Annotated in this window: 18 protein-coding genes; all 18 read left to right on the top strand. The window is 36.7% G+C overall.

The features are described 5' to 3' along the window. The first annotated feature begins 66 nt into the window (after positions 1–66). The 18 genes from bshC (at position 67) to ftsZ (ending at position 20916) form a co-directional block, all read left to right on the top strand. Positions 67–1686 carry a bacillithiol biosynthesis cysteine-adding enzyme BshC gene (gene bshC / locus NSQ59_RS17160; protein WP_055740510.1) on the top strand — a complete coding sequence of 540 codons (1620 nt, stop codon included), beginning with the start codon at positions 67–69 and terminating at the stop codon, positions 1684–1686. Positions 1687–1833: 147 nt separating this feature from the next. Continuing rightward, positions 1834–2265 (top strand): division/cell wall cluster transcriptional repressor MraZ, encoded by a 432-nt coding sequence (gene mraZ, locus NSQ59_RS17155; RefSeq protein WP_055740509.1) that lies wholly within the window; start codon positions 1834–1836, stop codon positions 2263–2265. A gap of 64 nt (positions 2266–2329) precedes the next feature. Further along, positions 2330–3262, top strand: coding sequence for a 16S rRNA (cytosine(1402)-N(4))-methyltransferase RsmH (rsmH, locus tag NSQ59_RS17150; protein WP_055740508.1), 933 nt, complete (start codon positions 2330–2332; stop codon positions 3260–3262). A 61-nt stretch (positions 3263–3323) separates the two neighbouring features. Then, positions 3324–3692 (top strand): cell division protein FtsL, encoded by a 369-nt coding sequence (gene ftsL / locus NSQ59_RS17145; protein ID WP_055740507.1) that lies wholly within the window; start codon positions 3324–3326, stop codon positions 3690–3692. Beyond that, positions 3689–5947, top strand: a complete 2259-nt coding sequence (locus tag NSQ59_RS17140) for a penicillin-binding protein (protein ID WP_055740506.1) — start codon at positions 3689–3691, stop codon at positions 5945–5947. Before ftsL ends, NSQ59_RS17140 begins: the two co-directional genes overlap by 4 nt. A 114-nt stretch (positions 5948–6061) precedes the next feature. Next, positions 6062–7975, top strand: a complete 1914-nt coding sequence (locus NSQ59_RS17135) for a stage V sporulation protein D (RefSeq protein ID WP_055740505.1) — start codon at positions 6062–6064, stop codon at positions 7973–7975. Between the two features lie 415 nt (positions 7976–8390). Further along, positions 8391–9857 carry a UDP-N-acetylmuramoyl-L-alanyl-D-glutamate--2,6-diaminopimelate ligase gene (locus NSQ59_RS17130; RefSeq protein ID WP_055740504.1) on the top strand — a complete coding sequence of 489 codons (1467 nt, stop codon included), beginning with the start codon at positions 8391–8393 and terminating at the stop codon, positions 9855–9857. After that, entirely contained in the window at positions 9854–10300 is a 447-nt protein-coding gene (locus NSQ59_RS17125; RefSeq protein ID WP_055740503.1) for a hypothetical protein, read from the top strand. Before NSQ59_RS17130 ends, NSQ59_RS17125 begins: the two co-directional genes overlap by 4 nt. A gap of 2 nt (positions 10301–10302) precedes the next feature. Beyond that, entirely contained in the window at positions 10303–11277 is a 975-nt protein-coding gene (gene mraY / locus NSQ59_RS17120) for a phospho-N-acetylmuramoyl-pentapeptide-transferase (protein WP_055740502.1), read from the top strand. After that, positions 11278–12633: a UDP-N-acetylmuramoyl-L-alanine--D-glutamate ligase gene (gene murD / locus NSQ59_RS17115; RefSeq protein WP_055740501.1), complete on the top strand. Its 1356-nt coding sequence runs from the start codon at positions 11278–11280 to the stop codon at positions 12631–12633. Positions 12634–12775: 142 nt separating this feature from the next. Then, positions 12776–13876 (top strand): stage V sporulation protein E, encoded by a 1101-nt coding sequence (gene spoVE / locus NSQ59_RS17110; RefSeq protein ID WP_055741257.1) that lies wholly within the window; start codon positions 12776–12778, stop codon positions 13874–13876. A gap of 340 nt (positions 13877–14216) precedes the next feature. After that, positions 14217–15314: an undecaprenyldiphospho-muramoylpentapeptide beta-N-acetylglucosaminyltransferase gene (gene murG / locus NSQ59_RS17105; protein WP_055740500.1), complete on the top strand. Its 1098-nt coding sequence runs from the start codon at positions 14217–14219 to the stop codon at positions 15312–15314. 255 nt (positions 15315–15569) lie between these two features. Next, entirely contained in the window at positions 15570–16352 is a 783-nt protein-coding gene (locus NSQ59_RS17100; RefSeq protein ID WP_055740499.1) for a cell division protein FtsQ/DivIB, read from the top strand. Next, positions 16324–17037, top strand: coding sequence for a DUF881 domain-containing protein (locus tag NSQ59_RS17095; protein ID WP_055740498.1), 714 nt, complete (start codon positions 16324–16326; stop codon positions 17035–17037). Before NSQ59_RS17100 ends, NSQ59_RS17095 begins: the two co-directional genes overlap by 29 nt. 21 nt (positions 17038–17058) lie before the next feature. Beyond that, positions 17059–17769: a DUF881 domain-containing protein gene (locus tag NSQ59_RS17090; protein WP_340832348.1), complete on the top strand. Its 711-nt coding sequence runs from the start codon at positions 17059–17061 to the stop codon at positions 17767–17769. A gap of 75 nt (positions 17770–17844) precedes the next feature. Further along, the gene (locus tag NSQ59_RS17085; RefSeq protein ID WP_055740496.1) at positions 17845–18207 is read left to right on the top strand and encodes a small basic family protein; all 363 of its coding nucleotides are present in this window, start codon (positions 17845–17847) and stop codon (positions 18205–18207) included. A 150-nt stretch (positions 18208–18357) separates the two neighbouring features. Next, the gene (gene ftsA / locus NSQ59_RS17080; RefSeq protein WP_055740495.1) at positions 18358–19641 is read left to right on the top strand and encodes a cell division protein FtsA; all 1284 of its coding nucleotides are present in this window, start codon (positions 18358–18360) and stop codon (positions 19639–19641) included. 141 nt (positions 19642–19782) lie between these two features. Continuing rightward, on the top strand, positions 19783–20916 hold the full coding sequence (gene ftsZ, locus NSQ59_RS17075) for a cell division protein FtsZ (protein ID WP_055740494.1): 1134 nt from the start codon (positions 19783–19785) through the stop codon (positions 20914–20916). The last annotated feature ends 277 nt before the right edge of the window (positions 20917–21193 follow it).

The raw sequence follows: 21193 nt of genomic DNA, 5'->3' as shown, positions 1-21193 counted from the left end.
TAACAAGATTAATATGGAAATTTATCATTTGTTTTATTAAGAAATTCAGAAAGGAAGAATCACCTTATGGATCTGGAAAATATCTTCATTCCAGCAACGAACCGTTTTGCTTCCCTTTACATAGAGCAACAGAAGCCTGTTAAAGACTTTTTTCATTATGACATAACAGACCAAAATGTTTTTGAGAAGCGTTATAAAGATATCCAATCACGTACATTTGAAAGAGAAAAACTTGCCGATTGCATTGAGACTTATATGAAGAATTTTTCACTTTCCAATGAAATAAAAGAGTCTCTTGACAAATTAAGACAGCCGGCATCCGTAGTAGTTATTGGAGGGCAGCAAGCCGGATTATTGACTGGACCACTCTATACCGTTCATAAACTCATTTCCATTATTCACCTTGCCAGGGAACAAGAACAAAAATTACAAGTCCCTGTAGTGCCGGTTTTCTGGATCGCGGGAGAAGATCACGATTACTTGGAAGTTAACCATGTTTTTGTGGAAAAAGACCGTTCCATTAATAAATTAAGTTATGCTGAAGGTCCGATTGATAAACGAATGGTTTCCGATGTGGAATTTGATCAAATCCATATGAAAAAATGGGTTAAGAAAGTATTCGAGCATTTCGGTGAAACAGAATATACAAACCAGCTGCTTCGAATGATGGAGAGCACTATTGATCAATCGAAAACATTTGTTGATTTTTTCTCAAACATAATCCTTAGCCTCTTTTCTAAATACGGTGTACTGCTTATTGATTCTGCAGATAAACAATTAAGAAAACTAGAGGTTCCATTTTTCAAACAGATTATTGAGCAAAGCAGTTCTATTACGGATTTAGTATTACAGCAGCAAGAATATATCCGTTCATTCGATTTTTCCAATACAATTGAGATTGGCAAGAATGCGGTTAATTTATTTTATTACGATGGGAAGGAAAGAATTTTATTAGATTACTTCCCGGAAGATGAGTGTTTTATTGGCAAAAACGAAAAAGCTAAGTTTACCAAAATGGAATTATTAACAGAGCTTGAGAATCATCCTGAACATTTTAGCAATAATGTGGTAACCAGACCGATGATGGAAGAATGGCTATTTCCAACCCTTGCTTTTATCGGGGGACCTGGAGAAATTGCGTACTGGGCAGAATTAAAGCTTGCCTTTGAGCATATGGGATTCGAAATGCCACCTGTGATTGCGAGATTAAATTTAACTATATTAGAACGCTCGATTGATGCGGATATGAAGGAATTGCAATTAGATACTGAAAAGACAGTTCGTGATGGAGTTGCGGACGAAAGAAATAAGTATTGGAATTCCGTAAAAGATGAAACATTGGACGGACTAGTACTGGAAGCAAGAGATTGGCTGGAAAATCAATATAGTCAAATTCTATCCAGAAGTGATAAAGGTATCGAACCCTTAATTGAGAAAAACTTATCTATCCATTTGCGTCAGCTTGAGTTTTTACAAAGGAAAATTAATGTAAATATTGAACAAAAGCATGACAACGTCTTAGAAGTATATGATCGCATCGAAAGAAGCTTAAAGCCAAATAACACCCCGCAGGAAAGGATTTGGAATATCTTTTACTTCATTAATAAATATGGCCAGACATTTATTGATGATCTATTATCCCTTCCGTATGAGTTTGATGGAACTCATAAATTAATACGATTGTAAACCAGTTTGAGATTTCAAACTGGTTTTTTTTATGAAAAAAACATAACAAAAAGCAGGAAATATTAAGGGTTTAGTATAATTTAAAAAATAGGTGGTGAAAAGTGGGGGAATGTGGTACATTTATTTTAGAAAGTGGGGGCTTGTTCTATGTTCATGGGGGAATACCAACACAACATTGATACAAAGGGACGAATCATTATTCCCGCCAAGTTTCGCGAGCTCTTAGGTGAGACGTTCGTTATCACTAGAGGACTTGATCGATGTTTATTTGGATACCCAATAGATGAATGGAAGCAAGTCGAAGAAAAACTAAAAGCCCTCCCACTGACGAAAAAAGATGCACGTGCTTTTACCCGTTTTTTCTTTTCTGGCGCTTCTGAGTGTGAATTGGACAAGCAAGGCAGAATCAATATCCCCACTCCGCTTGTTAGCTATGCCCAGTTAGAAAAAGAATGTGTTGTTTTAGGTGTTTCCAATCGAATTGAGATTTGGAGCAAGGAATTATGGGAAGACTATTTTGAGGAATCTGAAGAATCATTTGCAGAAATTGCTGAAAACATGATTGGGTTTGACATCTAAGACATAGAGGAGCAAATGATAATAGGGTGAATTTTCCCATGAATCGATTGGAAAGGTGAAGAAAATGTTTGAACATACAACAGTGCTATTAAAAGAAACCGTTGACGAATTAAATATTAAGCCAGATGGGATTTATGTAGACTGTACCTTAGGTGGTGCCGGCCATAGCCAATATTTGTTGTCTAAGCTTTCACCGCAAGGAAGACTAATTGCATTTGATCAAGATATTACAGCCATCAGGCATGCGAAAGAGAAATTAAAAGAATATGAAAACCAGGTAATTTTTATCAACAATAACTTTCAAAATATAAAGAGTGAACTTCAGCAAAGAGGAATCCAATCAGTTGATGGAATTTTATATGATTTGGGAGTTTCTTCTCCTCAATTGGATACCCCCGAACGAGGGTTCAGCTATCATCATGATGCACCGTTAGATATGCGAATGGACCTTAGTGGAGAAATATCAGCCTATGAGGTTGTGAACACTTGGTCATATGAAAAGTTAGTGAAAATATTTTTCAAATATGGCGAGGAAAAATTCTCGAAACAAATTGCCAGAAAAATAGAGGCTGCACGCGAGGATAAACCCATTCAAACAACAGGACAGCTTGTAGATTTAATTAAAGAAGGAATACCTGCACCTGCTAGAAGGAAGGGTGGACATCCTGCGAAAAGAGTCTTTCAGGCAATTCGAATTGCTGTAAACGATGAATTGGGTGTATTTGAAAAATCCCTGCAAGATGCAATTCAATTATTAAAACCAACTGGAAGAATTAGTGTCATTACTTTTCATTCATTAGAAGACCGCATTTGTAAAACGATTTTCAAGGAAGCGAGTCAAGGACCGCAACTGCCTCCTGGCATCCCGTTTGTACCTGATGAATACAAACCTCAATTAAAAATCATCACAAAAAAACCTATAGTGGCTAGCAGTGAGGAACTTGAACATAATAACCGATCACGATCTGCAAAGCTTCGTGTTGCTGAAAAACTTTAAAGTGAACTTCCAATTTTAAAGGGTTAGTTGAATCAATTTTAAATCGAAGGAGGAGAATAGCATGAGTAATTTAGCTAGAAAACAACCATATTTAGAACCGCAAAGACAACAAACTACCCAAACAAGACCACTGCCAAAACCGATACATACCCGTAAATCCATTACGTTAGGGGAGAAAATGCTAGGAATTTTGTTAATTGCATTTGTTGCAATTATGGCCGTTAAAATTATTTCTACTCAAGCTGCTATTTATAAGGTGAATAGAGATATTCAGGATAAACAATCCTCCATAGAGTCCCAGATAAAAGTCAATAATGATTTGCAAACGCAGGTAAGTGACTTAAGCCAATACGATCGAATTAAGAAAAAGGCGGAGAAGCTAGGTCTAAAATTAAACGAAAATAATGTCAAGGTTGTTGAAGGAAAATGAACAAAAAGAGAGTCAATATCAATAGAGGAGCAGGGGTATTATTTTTAATATTCGGTCTGCTCTTTTTTATCATTATTGTCCGATTTTTTACGATTCAAGTTTCTGGTAAAGTAGATGGGGTTGACCTTGCAGCTAAAGCAGCTAAGCAATATTTACAAATGGACAAAATTAAAGCAAATCGCGGAACCATTTATGATGATAAAGGAGAAATCATCGCGGAGGATACAGCATCCTACACACTTGGGGCTATTTTGGATAAAAAAATGACCACGGATCCTAAACATCCTCATCATGTGGTAGATCCGCAAATGACTGCCGAAAAGCTATCACAATATATTGATATGCCTGAAGAGGACATTTATAAAAGACTGACAAAAAAAGGACCATTTCAAGTTGAATTTGGCAAAGCGGGTAATGATATTTCCTTAGAAACAAAGAAAAAAATAGAGGCACTTAAATTACCCGGAATTATTTTTATCCCTGGATCTAAAAGATTTTATCCAAATGGAATATTTGCATCCCACCTAATAGGATATGTTTCTCAAAAAAATCCCGACGATCCTAATACGAAAATGGTTGGAAAAATGGGATTAGAACAAAGTTTTGATAAATATCTTCAAGGGACTGACGGAAAAGTTTCCTTTGAAGGAGATTTATGGGGTTATTTATTGCCTGGAGCCAAGAAAAAAGTACAAGCTCCAAAAAATGGCGATAATATTTATTTAACAATAGATAAAAAGATTCAAATTTTCATAGAGGATGCATTATCCAAAGTGGAGGAAAAATATAAGCCGAAAAATATGATTGCTATTGTGGCCGACCCGAAAACAGGCAAAATTTTAGGGATGGGACAAAGACCCACTTTTGATCCTATGACGAGAGATGGCATTGAAAAAGCGTGGAGCAATCAAGCTGTCGAGACATCGTATGAGCCAGGTTCTGTTATGAAAATTTTTACACTAGCCGCAGCGGTTCAGCAGGGAGTATTTAATCCCAATGCACAATATAAATCTGGTACATTTTATGTAAAAGGTGTTCCTAATCCAATCAGGGATTGGAACTACGGAGCGGGCTGGGGTACTATAACCTTTTTGCAAGGTCTTCAAAGATCATCGAATGTTGCTTTTGCTACGCTTTTAGATAAAATTGGTCAAGACACCTTCCGAACTTACTTAGATCGCTTCCATTTCGGTCAGCCAACAAATATTGGGCTCCCGAATGAAGCTTCAGGAAAAATACTTTATAATTGGCCAATTGAAAGATACACAACTACATTTGGTCAAGGGACAACTGTTACGGGAGTACAAATGATTCAAGCTGCTACGGCAATAGCGAATAATGGGAAAATGATGAAGCCTTATGTAGTGGATAAAATAGTTGATCCAAATAATGGGGAAGTCAAAAAAACGAAACCAGAGATAGTGGGGAATCCTGTAAGTGCGGCTACGGCTAAACAAGTCCGTAATTATCTTCGTACAGTGGTAACTGCGAAAGATGGAACTGGAAAATTGTATGAAATTCCTGGGTACGATGTCACTGGAAAAACAGGAACAGCCCAAATTCCCGGTCCTGATGGAAAGTATTTAAAAGGTTATGATGATTATATCTTTTCTTTTCTTGGCATGGCACCAAAGGATGATCCGAAGCTAATTGTATATGTAGCAGTCCAGCAACCACAATTAGATGAAAAAAATTATGAAAGCGGATCTGTTCCAGTGCAAATGATTTTTAACCCAGTTATGAAAAATAGTCTGCAATATTTAAATATAAAACCGGCTAAAATGACAGCAAACAAGGTAGCGAAGGTTCCTAATGTAACCAATATGAATACCAGTGATGCGCAGCAAAAACTTAAGGATACCGGATTGCAAGTTGTCGTTTTAGGAAAAGGCACGAATATAGTTGGCCAACTTCCTGCAAAAGGAACAGTCTTAATTCAGGGAGAGAAAATATTCCTTAAAACAGATAATAATCCTTCTGTCCCTAATATGACAAATTGGTCCAAACGGGATGTGATGAACGTTGCTAAAGTATTAGATTTAAAGCTTAATATGATAGGCGATGGGTATGTATGGAAACAAAATATTACGCCAAATTCGCCGATTCAAAAAGGTGATCTCCTTGTTGTAAATCTATTGCCAATGGATAAATTAATGGAGAAACAAGCCAAAAAAACGAGTCAAGAAAACAAAAATAAACAAAACCAAAATAAACAAGATTCAAGTGAAAATTCAGTATCACCACCGCTTGATTAACTTACAGCCCTTCTGATGGAAGGGCTGTTCTTTTTTTTTAGGTACAAGCATATATTTGAAGGGAAACTTGTCTTCCAGTGGGGAGGAAGAGCTGATTAGAGGAGGATAGTTTAATTGAAACGAGTATCCAATGTAACAGTTAGAAAACGATTGGTTATAACACTTCTAGTTGGTCTGTTAGTATTTGGAGTAATTGATGCGAGACTTGGATATGTGCAATTTTTTTCCGGAGATTGGCTAACTGCAAGGGCGAAAAATTTATGGAGCAGAGATATTACTTTTGAGCCGGAAAGAGGAAAAATTGTCGATCGAAATGGTGTTGCAATTGCTTCTAATCAAAGTGCACCGACAATCTATGTTATTCCTAGACAAATAGAGAATCCTGCAAATACCGCAGAAAAACTTGCAGCCGTTTTAAACGGTTCCAAGGAAAAAATTTATGAACAAATTACGAAGAAATCTAGCAAGGAAAGGCTTAAAGAAGGGAGAAAAATTTCTCCTGACTTAGCAAACAAAGTGCGGAAATTAAATTTAAAAGGCGTCTATATAGCGGAGGATTCCAAACGATACTATCCATTTGGCAGCTATTTATCACAAGTATTAGGGTTTACCGGAATTGACAATCAAGGATTAACCGGACTGGAATTGACCTATGATGATGAATTAAAAGGTAAAGTGGGGTCTGTACAATTTTATTCCGATGCAAAGGGAAAAAGAATGCCCAATATGTCTGATGATTATGTTCCTCCTGAAAACGGTTTAAATTTGAAATTAACAGTTGATACAAAAATTCAAACGATTATCGAACGTGAATTAAATAATGCAGAAAAGAAATATAATCCAGATGGCATCATAGCAATTGCGATGAATCCAAATACTGGAGAAATACTTGGTATGTCCAGTCGCCCAACATTCAATCCCGCAAAATATAAAAATGTCCCACAGGAAGTATATAATCGTAACCTGCCAATCTGGAGTACGTATGAGCCTGGTTCTACCTTCAAAATTATAACACTTGCTGCTGCTCTGCAGGAAGGAAAGGTTAATTTAGAGAAAGATACCTTCTTTGATCCTGGATATGTAAAAGTCGGCGGTGCTACTCTTCATTGTTGGAAACGTGGCGGCCACGGCAGTGAATCATTCTTAGAGGTGGTTCAAAATTCCTGTAACCCAGGATTTGTTGAGCTTGGAGAACGTTTAGGAAAAAATACTTTATTTAAATATATCCGTGAATTCGGCTTTGGACAAAAAACGGGAATTGATCTTTCGGGTGAGAGTTCAGGAATTTTATTCAACTTAAATAGAGTGGGCCCGGTTGAATTAGCGACAACTGCATTTGGACAAGGGGTCTCTGTCACGCCGATTCAGCAAGTTGCAGCAGTTTCTGCCGCGATTAACGGAGGAACGTTGTACCAGCCATATATAGCCAAGGAATTGGATGATCCTGCCACAGGTAAAGTAGTAATGAAGAAAACTCCGGTTGCAAAGCGAAAAGTAATTTCTGAAAAAACATCAAAAGAAATTCGTCATGCCTTGGAAACGGTAGTTGCACAGGGGACTGGAAAAAATGCCTATGTGGATTCTTACCGTATTGGCGGTAAAACAGGTACGGCTCAAAAGGCAAAAAACGGAAGATATTTAGAAAATAACTATGTTTTGTCTTTTGTAGGGTTCGCTCCTGCGGATGATCCGCAAATAGTAGTTTATTTTGCTATTGACAATCCGAAAAATACGTTACAATTTGGTGGTCAGACAGCAGCCCCAATAGCAGGAAACATCATTGGAGATAGCTTGCGTGCAATGGGAGTAAGCCCGCGGAAAAACCAAATTGAAAAAGAGATTAGCTATCCACAGGTGCCACTTGTTGAAGTCCCAGACTTAGTTGGCACTAGTAAAAAAGATTTTCTCGGCGTTGATGTAAATTTGAAGCTCGACATTAGTGGAAAAGGGGATACCGTTCTAAGGCAAGATCCTGAGCCCGGGAAGAAAGTGGAAATTGGCTCGACAGTCAGAGTATATATGCACTAAAAAGTAGGCGGCAAGCAATAATTGCCGCCTATTTTTAAGATAATAAATAATTTATATCATAAATAACATGAAATAATCGAAAAGCTGCATAGATTCATCATCATTTTTTTAGTAAAATAGAAACGATTGTTTATTTTAGAATCATGATCCTTAAATAAAACAATCAAATAAATAAGGCTTGCCAAGATAAGAAAGTTTGGGTTATAACTAACAGGTTAAGTTTATGTCTAGCGTAAGTAGCTATCGGCTAGCGTATTTCTATGTCTTCTCCTTACGATAAGTCAACATCGGATTCTGAAGGACCTTGACGTTTTTACTAAATCTTGCGTCGAAGACTACGAATTTGAAGCTGGCACTTCAAATTCACTCATCCGCACGCTATGGCGCTTACGCTTTTCTAATAGGAGATGAAAAGATGAAATTACATACACTTTTAAAGGTTTTACCATTTGTAAAACTTCCAAATGATAATCCGGATATTCAGGATATCGTTCAGGATAATCGAAAGGTTACACCAGGAAGCTTATTTATTTGTATAGAAGGACTCACGGTTGATGGACACCAGTTTGCAGAAGATGCAGCGAATAAAGGTGCTGTAGCAATATTATCTGAAAAGCCATTAAACGTGAACATTCCCGTCATTTTAGTTCCTAGCACGAAGAGAGCTATGGCCATCCTAGCAGACTACTTTTACGGACAGCCAACGAAAAAAATGCGGTTAATTGGTATCACTGGCACGAATGGGAAAACAACTACAAGCCATTTAATCGAGCAAATTTTTCGTGATGCAGGTGAAAAAACCGGGCTAATCGGTACCATGTATATGAAAATTACAGATACCATATTGGATACAAAAAATACGACTCCTGACAGTCTGACTTTGCAAAACACCTTCAAACAAATGCTAGATGAAGGAGTAAGCACTGCTGTGATGGAAGTTTCTTCTCATGCATTAGATCAGGGACGAGTATTTGGTTGTGATTATGACGTTGCTGTATTTACTAATATTACCCAAGACCATTTAGATTATCATCATACAATGGAAGCCTATTTAAGAGCAAAAAGTCTATTATTTGCACAGCTTGGAAATTCATACAGCCATGAACATCCTAAATTTGCTGTTTTAAATATGGACGATTCAGGATCAAAACAGATTCAAAAAGAAACAGCTGCACATATTGTAACTTATGGTATCGATAATCAGTCAGCTCAATTTTTAGCAAAAGACATTGAAATGAATTCTAAAGGTACATCATTTACATTAGTTTCCCCTGAAGGCGAAGCGAGAGTCCATCTTCAGCTAATCGGGAAATTTAGCATCTATAATATTTTAGCGGCCATTTCTGTTGGCTATGTATTAAACATCCCGCTGGATTCGATAATTCGATCGGTAGAAAAAGTGAAAGGTGTGTCAGGCAGATTTGAATTGGTTCAAGCTGGACAGGATTTCCCAATTATCGTGGATTACGCCCATACACCAGACAGCCTGGAAAATGTATTAAAAACCGTACAGCAATTTGCCAAAAAACGAATATTCGTTGTGGTAGGATGTGGAGGAGATCGTGATAGAACGAAACGCCCAATCATGGCAAAAATTGCATGTCAGTATGCAACAGACCCAATATTTACATCAGATAATCCAAGAAGTGAGAATCCGATGGAGATTATCAAAGAGATGGAGGAAGGAGTAGAAGGTCTTTCCTATGTAAAATTTGTCGATCGGAAAGAGGCAATTCAATATGCTATTCAGCATGCTTCAGAAGGTGATGTTGTGCTAATAGCAGGAAAGGGCCATGAAACGTATCAAATTATTGGAGATAAAATAAACGATTTTGATGACCGGGTTGTTGCTAGCGAAGCAGTTCAGGAGTGTAACAAATGATAACCATTACGGATTTGTATAATCTATTTCCCAATCATCGCGGGATAAATATGGAATCTATCGAATTTGATATCGTCTCCGTTTTTGATAATGGAGATTTAAAGAAAGGGTTATTTATACCGCTGGATTCAGAGCAAAAACTGGATAAAGCAATTGAATCAGGAGCCATTGCTGCCCTTTGGCCGCATGACAGAGAAATTCCATTCTTTACTCCCAATCATTTTCCGATTTTTATTATTGAAAATCCAATATTCGCTTTAAAACAGTTATGTGAACATTATATTTATAAAATTGAACAAGAAGAGTGTGAAAAAATGACTAAATTTGTTTTATTTAGTCCTGAACTTCTTAATAATCATCCATACACATATGATTTATCTGAAAAAGGTACAGGACACAGGTTGCAAGAAACAATTATGAAATTTGAAAAGGGGAGGGGATGAAAATGTTGTCACAGGTTATTTTCTTTACAATATTAATGGGATTCCTTATTACTGCATTACTTTCCCCGATTTTTATTCCGTTTTTAAGAAGGCTGAAATTTGGGCAAAGTATTCGTGAGGAAGGACCAAAATCCCATCAAAAGAAAAAAGGTACTCCGACGATGGGAGGGATTGTTTTCCTCATTTCGATAGTGGTTACAACCTTAGTTATGACCGGGAAGTTATTGGAGCCTTCCGTGAAAACATATTTACTATTATTAGTGACAATTGGATTTGGTGTTTTAGGCTTTTTAGACGATTTCATTAAAGTAGTTTTAAAGAGAAATCTAGGATTAACTTCTAAACAGAAGCTTTTAGGTCAAATTATTATTTCTGTTATATTTTATATTATTTTACGAGGATCCCACATATCGACAGATATCTCGATTCCATTCGTACATACCTCCCTCGATTTGGGATGGTTTTATCTAATCATGATTATTTTCTGGCTGGTAGGTTTCTCCAATGCCGTTAATTTAACAGATGGATTAGATGGTTTAGTTTCCGGTACAGCCGCAATTGCATTTGGTGCTATGGCAATACTTGCTTGGCATCAATCACAATATGATGTTGCAGTATTTTCTGTTGCCGTTGCAGGGGCACTGCTTGGATTTCTTGTCTTTAATGCAAATCCTGCCAAGGTATTTATGGGGGATACAGGTTCTTTAGCATTAGGAGGAGCATTAGCAACTGTTGCTATTTTAACTAAGCTGGAATTATTGCTTATTATTATTGGGTTTGTATTTGTGATGGAAACCTTGTCAGTTATATTGCAAGTTATTTCTTTCAAAACAACAGGAAAACGTATTTTTAAAATGAGTCCGTTACACCATCATTTTGAGCTTGTCGGTTGGTCGGAATGGCGAGTTGTGGTAACTTTTTGGGCTGTAGGATTATTATGTGCCATATTAGGCATTTATATTGAGGTGTGGTTGTAATTGAAAAATATTAAAGATTATCAGCATAAAAAAATACTTGTATTAGGCTTAGCAAAAAGCGGTGTCAGTGCAGCATCATTACTACATCATTTAGGTGCTTTTGTGACCGTAAATGACAAAGAGCCGCTTGAAAAAAACCCTGATGCTCAGGGGCTGCTTCAAGATGGGATAAAGGTTATTTGCGGAAGTCACCCTATAGAGCTTTTAGACGAAGGTTTTGAATTAATTGTAAAAAACCCGGGAATTCCGTATAGCAATCCTTTAGTGTCCGGAGCGATTCAGCGTGGGATTCCGGTTATTACTGAGGTAGAATTAGCCTATAAAATTTCTGAAGCTGAAATCGTTGCAATCACAGGTACTAATGGAAAGACGACTACAACAACGTTAATTTATGAAATATTAAAAGCAGATGAAAGAAAAAATCCTCTTATTGCAGGGAATATTGGTACCGTTGCTTCAAGTGTTGCCCAAAAGGCTACGGAAATGAATCAAATGGTAATAGAGCTATCTTCTTTTCAGTTGATGGGTATTCAAGAATTTAGGCCGCATATCGCGATTATTACGAATATTTATGAAGCCCATTTGGATTATCATGGTACGAGGGAAGAGTATGCAAAAGCAAAGGCCAATATTACAAAAAATCAAACAAAAAATGATTTCTTAATAGTGAATGACGATCAAAGTGAGTTAAAGGATTTAGTATCCTTCTCGAAGGCAAAGATTATTCCGTTCTCTACAACAAGATATATAGAAAATGGATGCAGTCTATATGATGGAGAGGTAGTATTTCTTGGTGAATCCATCATTTCTACGAGCGATATTGTCCTGCCGGGTGAACATAATTTGGAAAATATTTTATCTGCAGTTGCTGCGGTTAAACTTATGGGAGTAAGTAATGAAGCTATTCGAAAAGTATTAACAACATTTAAAGGTGTTAAGCATCGTACTCAGTTTGTTATGGAGCTTGAAGGCAGAAAATTTTACAACGATTCCAAGGCAACGAATATATTAGCTGCTTCCAGTGCTTTAAAGGCTTTTCAACAGCCTATCATCCTGCTTGCTGGAGGGCTTGATCGTGGTAATGGCTTTGCTGAATTAGTCCCCTCTTTAAAAAATGTAAAAGCTCTTATTACCTTTGGACAAACTGCTGAAAAAATAGAAGAGGCGGGACGTGCAGCTGGAATAGAATCTATTAAGCGTGTCGATAATGTGGAAAAGGCGGTGCCAGTGGCATATGAATTATCCAGCCCTGGAGATGTCATATTATTATCGCCAGCTTGTGCAAGCTGGGATCAATATAAAAGTTTTGAAATTCGAGGTGATATTTTTATTGATGCCGTGCATAAGTTAGTATAAGAGCTTGTACAATCAGGGTGAGCTTTTAGGTACTTACAACATGAACAGCACCTTCAGTGTATAAAATGAAGCTCGGTTAATGGTATTTTTACCAAAACCTAATGAAAAAGGCTCTAATATTTCACTGCTCGAGGTGTTGAAGTTGCCGTTAAAAAAATCAAATCCCGATTTTATCTTAATTATTGTGACATTGTCATTGTTAGCAATCGGCTTAATTATGGTATATAGTGCAAGTGCGATTTGGGCAAATTATAAATTTGACGATTCCTTTTATTTTGCAAAAAGGCAGCTATTATTTGCCGGTGTAGGGGTTATCGGCATGCTTTTTATCATGAATGTCGATTATTGGACTTGGAGAACTTGGGCGAAGCTTCTCCTAATCATTTGCTTTGCCTTATTAGTTCTTGTGTTGATTCCTGGGGTCGGTATGGAAAGAAATGGATCTAGAAGCTGGATTGGAGTAGGGGCATTTTCTATTCAACCTTCTGAATTTATAAAACTAGCGATGATTGCCTTTTTAGCAAAATTTCTTTCGGAAAATCAAAAATATATTACAACCTTAAAAAAAGGATTAGTACCCTCACTTGCACTTGTATTCCTAGCTTTTGGAATGATTATGCTGCAGCCGGATCTTGGAACAGGCACGGTAATGTTAGGGACTTGTATCATTATGATTTTTATTTCAGGAGCAAGGATTGCTCATTTTGCAGTATTAGGCTTAATGGGAGTGGCAGGTTTCGTCGCTTTAATTTTATCGGCTCCATATCGAATGGATAGGATTACATCCTTCATGGACCCTTGGAAAGATCCTCTAGGAACCGGATTTCAAATTATTCAATCCTTGTATGCGATTGGGCCGGGAGGATTATTTGGATTAGGATTGGGACAAAGCCGCCAAAAGTTTTTTTACTTGCCTGAGCCGCAGACAGATTTTATCTTTGCGATATTAGCAGAAGAGCTTGGATTTATAGGCGGCACATTAGTTTTATTGTTATTTGCTTTACTGCTGTGGAGAGGTATTCGTATTGCGTTAGGTGCTCCAGATCTTTATGGAAGTTTCCTTGCTGTAGGAATCATTTCCATGATTGCCATTCAAGTTATGATAAATGTTGGTGTAGTAACAGGACTAATGCCTGTTACGGGGATTACTCTTCCATTTTTAAGCTATGGAGGTTCCTCCTTAACTTTAATGTTATTCGCAGTTGGTGTGTTACTAAATATAAGTAGATATTCACGAATTTAGAAACCTTATTCCACGGGTTTCTTTTTTTGTCTTGCTACTGCGCGAGCACTTTAGCAGACTTCCGGCATCGTCCCAATGATAATTCAATATCGGCTACAGAATTACTTCACTGTAATTCCAAAATCTTGCGTTATAGATATAAAGAAAGTGGGTGATAAAAAGGATCTATCTCATTTCTTTTTTTACTTTTTATACAGTTCTTTATCATTCCTGTAAATATTCTTTTACTGTTCATGTTATCTGGTTTAGAATATAGTATTATAAGCTAAGCGGTATTTTTTATACCCCTTGCTCAAAAGTCAGTCATAAAGGAAATTGTCATACAACATGAGGTGAAAAAATGAAAATCATTATTAGCGGCGGTGGAACAGGAGGTCATATATATCCTGCCTTGGCCCTGATTCGAACAATAAAAAAAGAACATCCTGACACAGAATTTTTATATATAGGAACCGAAAAAGGATTGGAATCATCGATTGTAACAAGAGAGAATATTCCATTTAAGTCTATACATATAACAGGTTTTAAACGATCATTATCACTGGAAAATTTTAAAACTATAACACGTTTTCTCAAGGGAGTCCGTGAGTGTAAAAAGATGATAAAATCTTTTAAGCCCGACGTTGTAATAGGAACCGGTGGATATGTTTGCGGTCCTGTTGTTTATGCTGCAGCAAAACAAAAGGTACCAACCATTATTCATGAACAAAACAGTGTGCCCGGCCTGACAAATAAATTTTTAAGCAGATATGTTAATAAAGTCGCTACTTGTTTTGAAGATGCTGGAGAGTTTTTTCCGAAAGAAAAGGTTGTGCTTACAGGGAATCCACGTGCTTCTGAAGTAATTGGAGAAAGTAAGCCGGACATTCTTAAAAAGTATGGGTTACAACCTAACAAATCTACTGTTTTAATATTTGGAGGAAGCAGAGGGGCAAGGCCAATAAATGAGGCAGTGATAAGAAATCTTGCACAGTTTTCACAGAAATCCTATCAAGTCTTATATGTTACCGGGGACGTCCATTTTAGTGAGGTAGAAAAGGAGGTTTCCTTAATTGGCAGATCGGACAATATATCAGTTGTTCCGTTTATCCATGATATGCCGGAAGTATTGCGAGCAGTTGATTTAGTTGTGTCAAGGGCGGGAGCAACGACATTGGCTGAGTTAACAGCACTAGGACTGCCAAGTATTTTGATTCCAAGTCCATATGTAACAAATAATCACCAAGAAAAAAATGCAAGAGCACTTACTAAAACATGCGCGGCTACACTTGTATTGGAAAATGAATTATCGGGACCCAAGCTTTTGCAAGAAATCGATGGGATTTTGCTCAATATAGATAATAGGAACAAAATGAAAGACGCTGCAAAAAAACTAGGTATCCCAGATGCGTCCAACAGATTATTTAAGGTAATGAAAGAATTGGCAAAAACACATTAAACCAATTGAAAAAAGAAAACTTGGACGAATTTCCTCTCTTTTCACGAATAATTTACTATTATAAAATAATGGTAATTACAAAAGAGAAGGCACTTGTCTATCGACGTACAGACTGAAGAAAGCAGTCCTGAAAATTAGAACGTCGATAGACATGGGCTAGTCTAAAATAAAGTACACTATTTGCACTGTTTGGTTTATATAATATAGATCATTACAATACGGATAAACTTTTTCATAGGGAGGGGTGATAATGTAATGGGAAAAGGTAATGTAGTATCTTTGGAGGACCGTATTCCCAAATTAAAGGAACAGAGAAAAAGGAAAACCAATCGCAGGCTAATTTTTCTTCTTTCTGTTTTCTTTTTACTCATCATATGTGTCATCTACTTCCAATCGCCCTTAAGCCATGTTGGAAAAATTAGTATTAAAGGTAATTTTTCTGTTAGCAAAAAGTTAATTATCGAGAAAAGTGGTCTAACGTCAAAAACAAATATTTGGAACATGAAAAATCAAGAAATTGAAAAAAAAATATTGCAATTGCCTGAAATTAAATCAGTTGGGATAAAAAAAGTATTACCCAACAAGGTAGACATTGAAATTAAGGAGCATAAGCAAATTGCTTCCTTTGCAAATGGGACAGGCTTTACACCTGTTCTAGAAAATGGTGTCATTCTAAGCAATAACAGTTTAAAAGAATTTAATGGACCAATCTTAACGAACTTCCATAAAGGAAAATATTTGAAGCTAATGGCTGAACAACTTCAGCAATTACCTGCAGAAATTACGAATTCCATTTCTGAAATTCACTACGATCCCAATAAAACGGATTCATATCATATTCTTTTATATATGAATGATGGCTATGAAGTATCCGCAACCATGAGAACACTAGCTGATAAAATGGTTCACTACCCTTCTATCATTAGTCAACTGACTCCTAATGTAAAAGGGATTATCGATCTCGAAGTAGGTTCCTATTTTACACCTTTTAAATCGAAAGGGGATCAGAATGATGAGAAACAAGGCAGTGAAGGGTAAAAATATCATCCTCACACTTGTTATGCTCGTTTTAGGATTCATGCTTGCTTTCTCTTATAATCTGGCAAATAAAAAGGAACCAATCAGTTCTAAAATATCAGATCCCCAGTTTGCTAGAGAGAATGAACTGCGTAATGAATTAATACAACAACAAAAACAAAATAGGGCATTACAAAAAGATTTATTTACAAAGCAAAATAAAGTTCGCGCAATCGAAAAAGAGTTATCGAAGGAGGAGGAATCCTTTTTTCAAATAGCCGCGGATGCTGAAAAATATAGAATGTACCTTGGAAAAGTGAAGGTAGAAGGTAAAGGGGTGATTGTAACCCTTCAAGACGGTGAATATGACCCGAATAACGGGAATGTAAATAATTATTTAGTTCATGATTATCAGGTTTTTAAAGTAATCAATGAGCTATATATTGCCGGAGCATCCGCTATTGCTATTAACGGTCAAAGAATAATGCATGATTCCTATATCATTTGCAATGGTCCAGTCATTACAGTTGATGGAATTCAATTTCCTGCTCCGTTTAAAATATCCGCAATAGGTGATCCCAATGTCTTAACATCTGCCTTAACTATTACCGGGGGGATCAGGGACCAGCTAGTAAACGATAATATTTTGTTTACATTAGAAAAAAAGGATGACATTATAATGAATCCGATTCTAAGTGAATCTTAGACAGGAATAGGTGAAAAGGCTGTGAACCAAAAGGTAAAAATGAGCTTCACAATTATTACGGTTATTATTGGTTTTATGCTGGCAACTCAATTTGAAACAGTGAAAAAACCAAAGGAACGGGATACTCGTGATATATGGGAACTAAGAGATGCATTATTGAAGGAGCAGAAACTTCACTCGACACTATTGACTGAAATAAGATCAAACGATGAGCGGCTTGAAAAATACAAAACAAAAATGAAAGACAGCAAAGAGACTGCCTTAAATGAAACTTTGCAGGAATTAAAGGAGGAAGCAGGAGAAACAAACGTGATGGGTCCAGGAGTGCAAATCACTATTGTTCCTGTTAAAGAAGCCGAATTAATGGGGGAAGAAATCGATACTGTATCACCGGATCTTCTGAAGAGACTATTAAATGAGCTTAATATGTATGGAGCAAAAAATATTTCTATCAATAATGAACGAATAATCAATACCACAGTGATACGAGATATTAATGGTACTACTAAGGTAAATGGTCATTCCTTAAACAAATTTCCTGTAACTTTAAATATCATTACCCAAGATTTTCATTCAGCTCAAAAATTATTTAATCAAATGCAGTTTTCATCTACAATTGATGAATTTTTTGTCGATAATCTTAAAGTGAGCATATCTAAGCCAAAGAAAGTGATACATGTTTCAGCCTTCGACGATCCAATTATTATACGTTATATGCAATCTGCAAAATAATAAGAAAAGCAAAAGCGCTGCTGGTCTGGCGTACGGAGCACAGGAAGATTTGAAAGAAGAAAAGGAGTTGTAATAATGTGGCTGCCCGTTCTTGGTTTAATTATAGGGATTGCCTTAGGATTATTGTCAAATATCCAAATACCAGACGAGTATGCAAACTATCTTTCTATTGCTATTTTAGCAGGACTGGATACTTTATTTGGCGGTATTAGAGCATTTTTGCAGAATACATATGATTCAAAGGTATTCGTTTCAGGTTTCTTTTTTAATATAATTTTAGCAGCAAGTTTAGCTTTTCTAGGTGTCCATCTTGGTGTAGACTTATATTTGGCGGCAGTTTTTGCATTTGGCGTCCGCCTATTTCAAAATATTGCAGTCATAAGAAGAATTATTTTAACAAAATGGTCAGCGAAAAGTGAAAAAACTAAAAAAAATTAAACAATTTAAAAGGGAAATATTCACTTACGACGAATATTTGTATAGTATATATACTAATAGATGATAAAATAGACAATATAATTAATAGTTTATTGGATATGCTAGATTTGAAAAATGAACTACTTTTTAGGCAAAGGGAGGTGCCATTGTATGAACAACAATGAAATATATGTAAGTCTTGACATCGGTACGTCCACCGTTAAAGTAATAATTGGCGAAATGGTTAATGATTCATTAAATATCATCGGTGTAGGCAATGTAAAGTCTGAAGGAATTCGTAAGGGCTCCATTGTCGATATAGATGAAACAGTTCATTCGATTAAAAAGGCAGTTGAACAAGCAGAAAGAATGATAGGAATGAATATCGACCATGTTATTGTCGGTATTGCTGCCAACCATGTAATGCTGCAGCCTAGTCATGGAGTTGTTGCCGTTGCAAGTGAAAATCGGGAAATTTCTGATGAAGATGTAGCGAGAGTAATGGATGCTGCACAAGTAATTTCTATTGCACCGGAGAGGGAAATAATCAATGTCATTCCAAAGCAATTTATCGTAGATGGTTTAGATGAAATAAATGACCCTCGTGGTATGATAGGCGTAAGGTTGGAAATGGAGGGTACGATTGTAACAGGCTCCAAAACAAGTTTACATAATACTCTTAGATGCGTGGAACGAGCAGGTTTGAATATTACTGAAATAGTTTTACAACCATTGGCAGCAGGTGCTGTTTGCTTGTCAAAGGATGAAGTAAATTTAGGAGCTATTTTGGTTGATATTGGCGGAGGTTCTACAACACTCGCAGTATTTGAAAATGGAAATATTAAGAGCACAAGTGTCATACCTATTGGCGGAGATCATATTACGAAAGATTTATCGATCGTATTAAGAACTTCAACAGAAGATGCTGAAAAAATCAAGGTAAAGCATGGACATGCTTTCCGCAGTGATGCATCAGAAGAAGAAGTATTCAGTGTTCCAATAATCGGCAGTGACCAGCATCAACAATTTAACCAATTGGAAATTTCTGATATTATCGAAGCAAGATTGGAAGAAATATTTGAGTTTGTATTACAAGAGTTAAAACGAATGAATATTTATGATCTGCCTGGCGGAATTGTACTAACCGGCGGAACATCAAATATACCAGGTGTATTAGAACTGGCACAATCAGTCTTCCAAAATCGCGTTCGCATTGCAATTCCTGATTATATTGGGGTTCGTGAACCTCAATATACTACTGCAATTGGATTAATTAAATATGCATATCGAAATGCTAGATTACAAGGTCGAAATGTTAGTGCCTCACCTGTACAAATGGAACATCACGAAAAAAGACCTGTGAAGAAAACACAGTCAAAACCAAAAATAGAAAAACAACCAGAAGAGAAAATTTCCGCAAAGATGAAGAAATTCTTTGGATACTTTTTTGAGTAATAAGTTGTTTAACGGTAATTATTTTGTAAGTAAGCCTGAGTGAAGAATTTTTTGCTTCATCTCAATTCCTTTTTCTTATTTTGGGAATCCAAAGTAGAAATTGTGTCTTGGTGGAATATCGACGAATTAGGAGGAATTGTCATGTTGGAGTTCGATACGAATTTAGACTCTTTAGCAACGATAAAAGTCATTGGCGTAGGTGGCGGTGGAAATAACGCCGTAAATCGAATGATTGAAAATGATGTACAAGGTGTAGAATTTATTGCAGTAAACACAGATGCCCAAGCATTAAATCTGTCAAAAGCAGAATTAAGAATGCAAATTGGTGCAAAGCTTACGAGAGGGTTAGGTGCTGGCGCAAATCCTGAGGTAGGCAAGAAGGCAGCAGAAGAAAGCAAGGAGCAAATTGAAGAAGCATTAAGAGGTGCAGACATGGTTTTCGTCACTGCCGGCATGGGTGGTGGTACAGGTACTGGTGCAGCACCGGTAATAGCTCAGATTGCAAAGGATCTTGGTGCATTAACAGTGGGTGTTGTTACTCGTCCATTCTCTTTTGAAGGCCGTAAACGTTCAACACAAGCTACAGGCGGTATCTCGGCAATGAAAGAAGCGGTTGATACCTTAATTGTTATCCCAAATGATCGTTTATTGGAAATTGTGGATAAAAGTACACCGATGCTTGAAGCATTCCGTGAGGCTGATAATGTATTACGTCAAGGGGTTCAAGGTATTTCAGATTTAATTGCTACCCCTGGACTTATTAACCTTGACTTTGCCGACGTAAAAACCATTATGACTAATAAAGGATCTGCATTAATGGGAATTGGTGTGGCGACTGGAGAGAATAGAGCTGCTGAAGCGGCCAAAAAGGCAATTTCATCTCCGCTTCTTGAAAAATCGATTGATGGAGCACAAGGGGTACTAATGAACATTACAGGAGGGGTTAACCTAAGTCTGTATGAAGTTCAAGAGGCAGCAGATATTGTAGCCTCAGCATCCGATCAAGAAGTGAACATGATTTTTGGTTCTGTTATCAATGAGGATTTAAAAGACGAGATTGTTGTAACGGTCATTGCCACTGGATTTAATGAGGAAGCTCCTCCAATTAAACAACAGCGTCAAGGTTTTGGCCAAGTGAAGCCGTCCAATAATCCACCTTTAAAACGTGAGCCAAAACGGGAAGAAATACAGCAAGAGCCTGTTCGCAATACTACCCAACATGTTGAAGATACTCTTGATATCCCAACATTCCTAAGAAATAGAAATCGCAGATAAATAATTCTTAGATCAACAATGAAACCGGATGAGCTATTCATCCGGTTTTTTGTTGTAATAGGCGATTTAACCTATTTTTTATATTCTTCTCCTTACTTCTCCCGCAAAATTTATCACTGACAAAATTCGAATGAAACTTCGAAAAGTTCTTCTTTTTCACTTACAAGAAATGACATACTTTTAATAGGGATGTACGATATACTGTCGGTATTATAGTTTTACATGAGGCTCTTTTCTTAAATTTTATTGCTTTTGTAAAAGAAAGCGCCATAAATTT

This window comes from Margalitia sp. FSL K6-0131, assembly GCF_038008735.1.
GTDB classification, from domain to species: Bacteria; Bacillota; Bacilli; order Bacillales; family Bacillaceae_C; genus Margalitia; species Margalitia shackletonii.
Note: the sequence above shows the minus strand (reverse complement) of the source record. Positions and strands in the feature narration are given on the sequence as shown.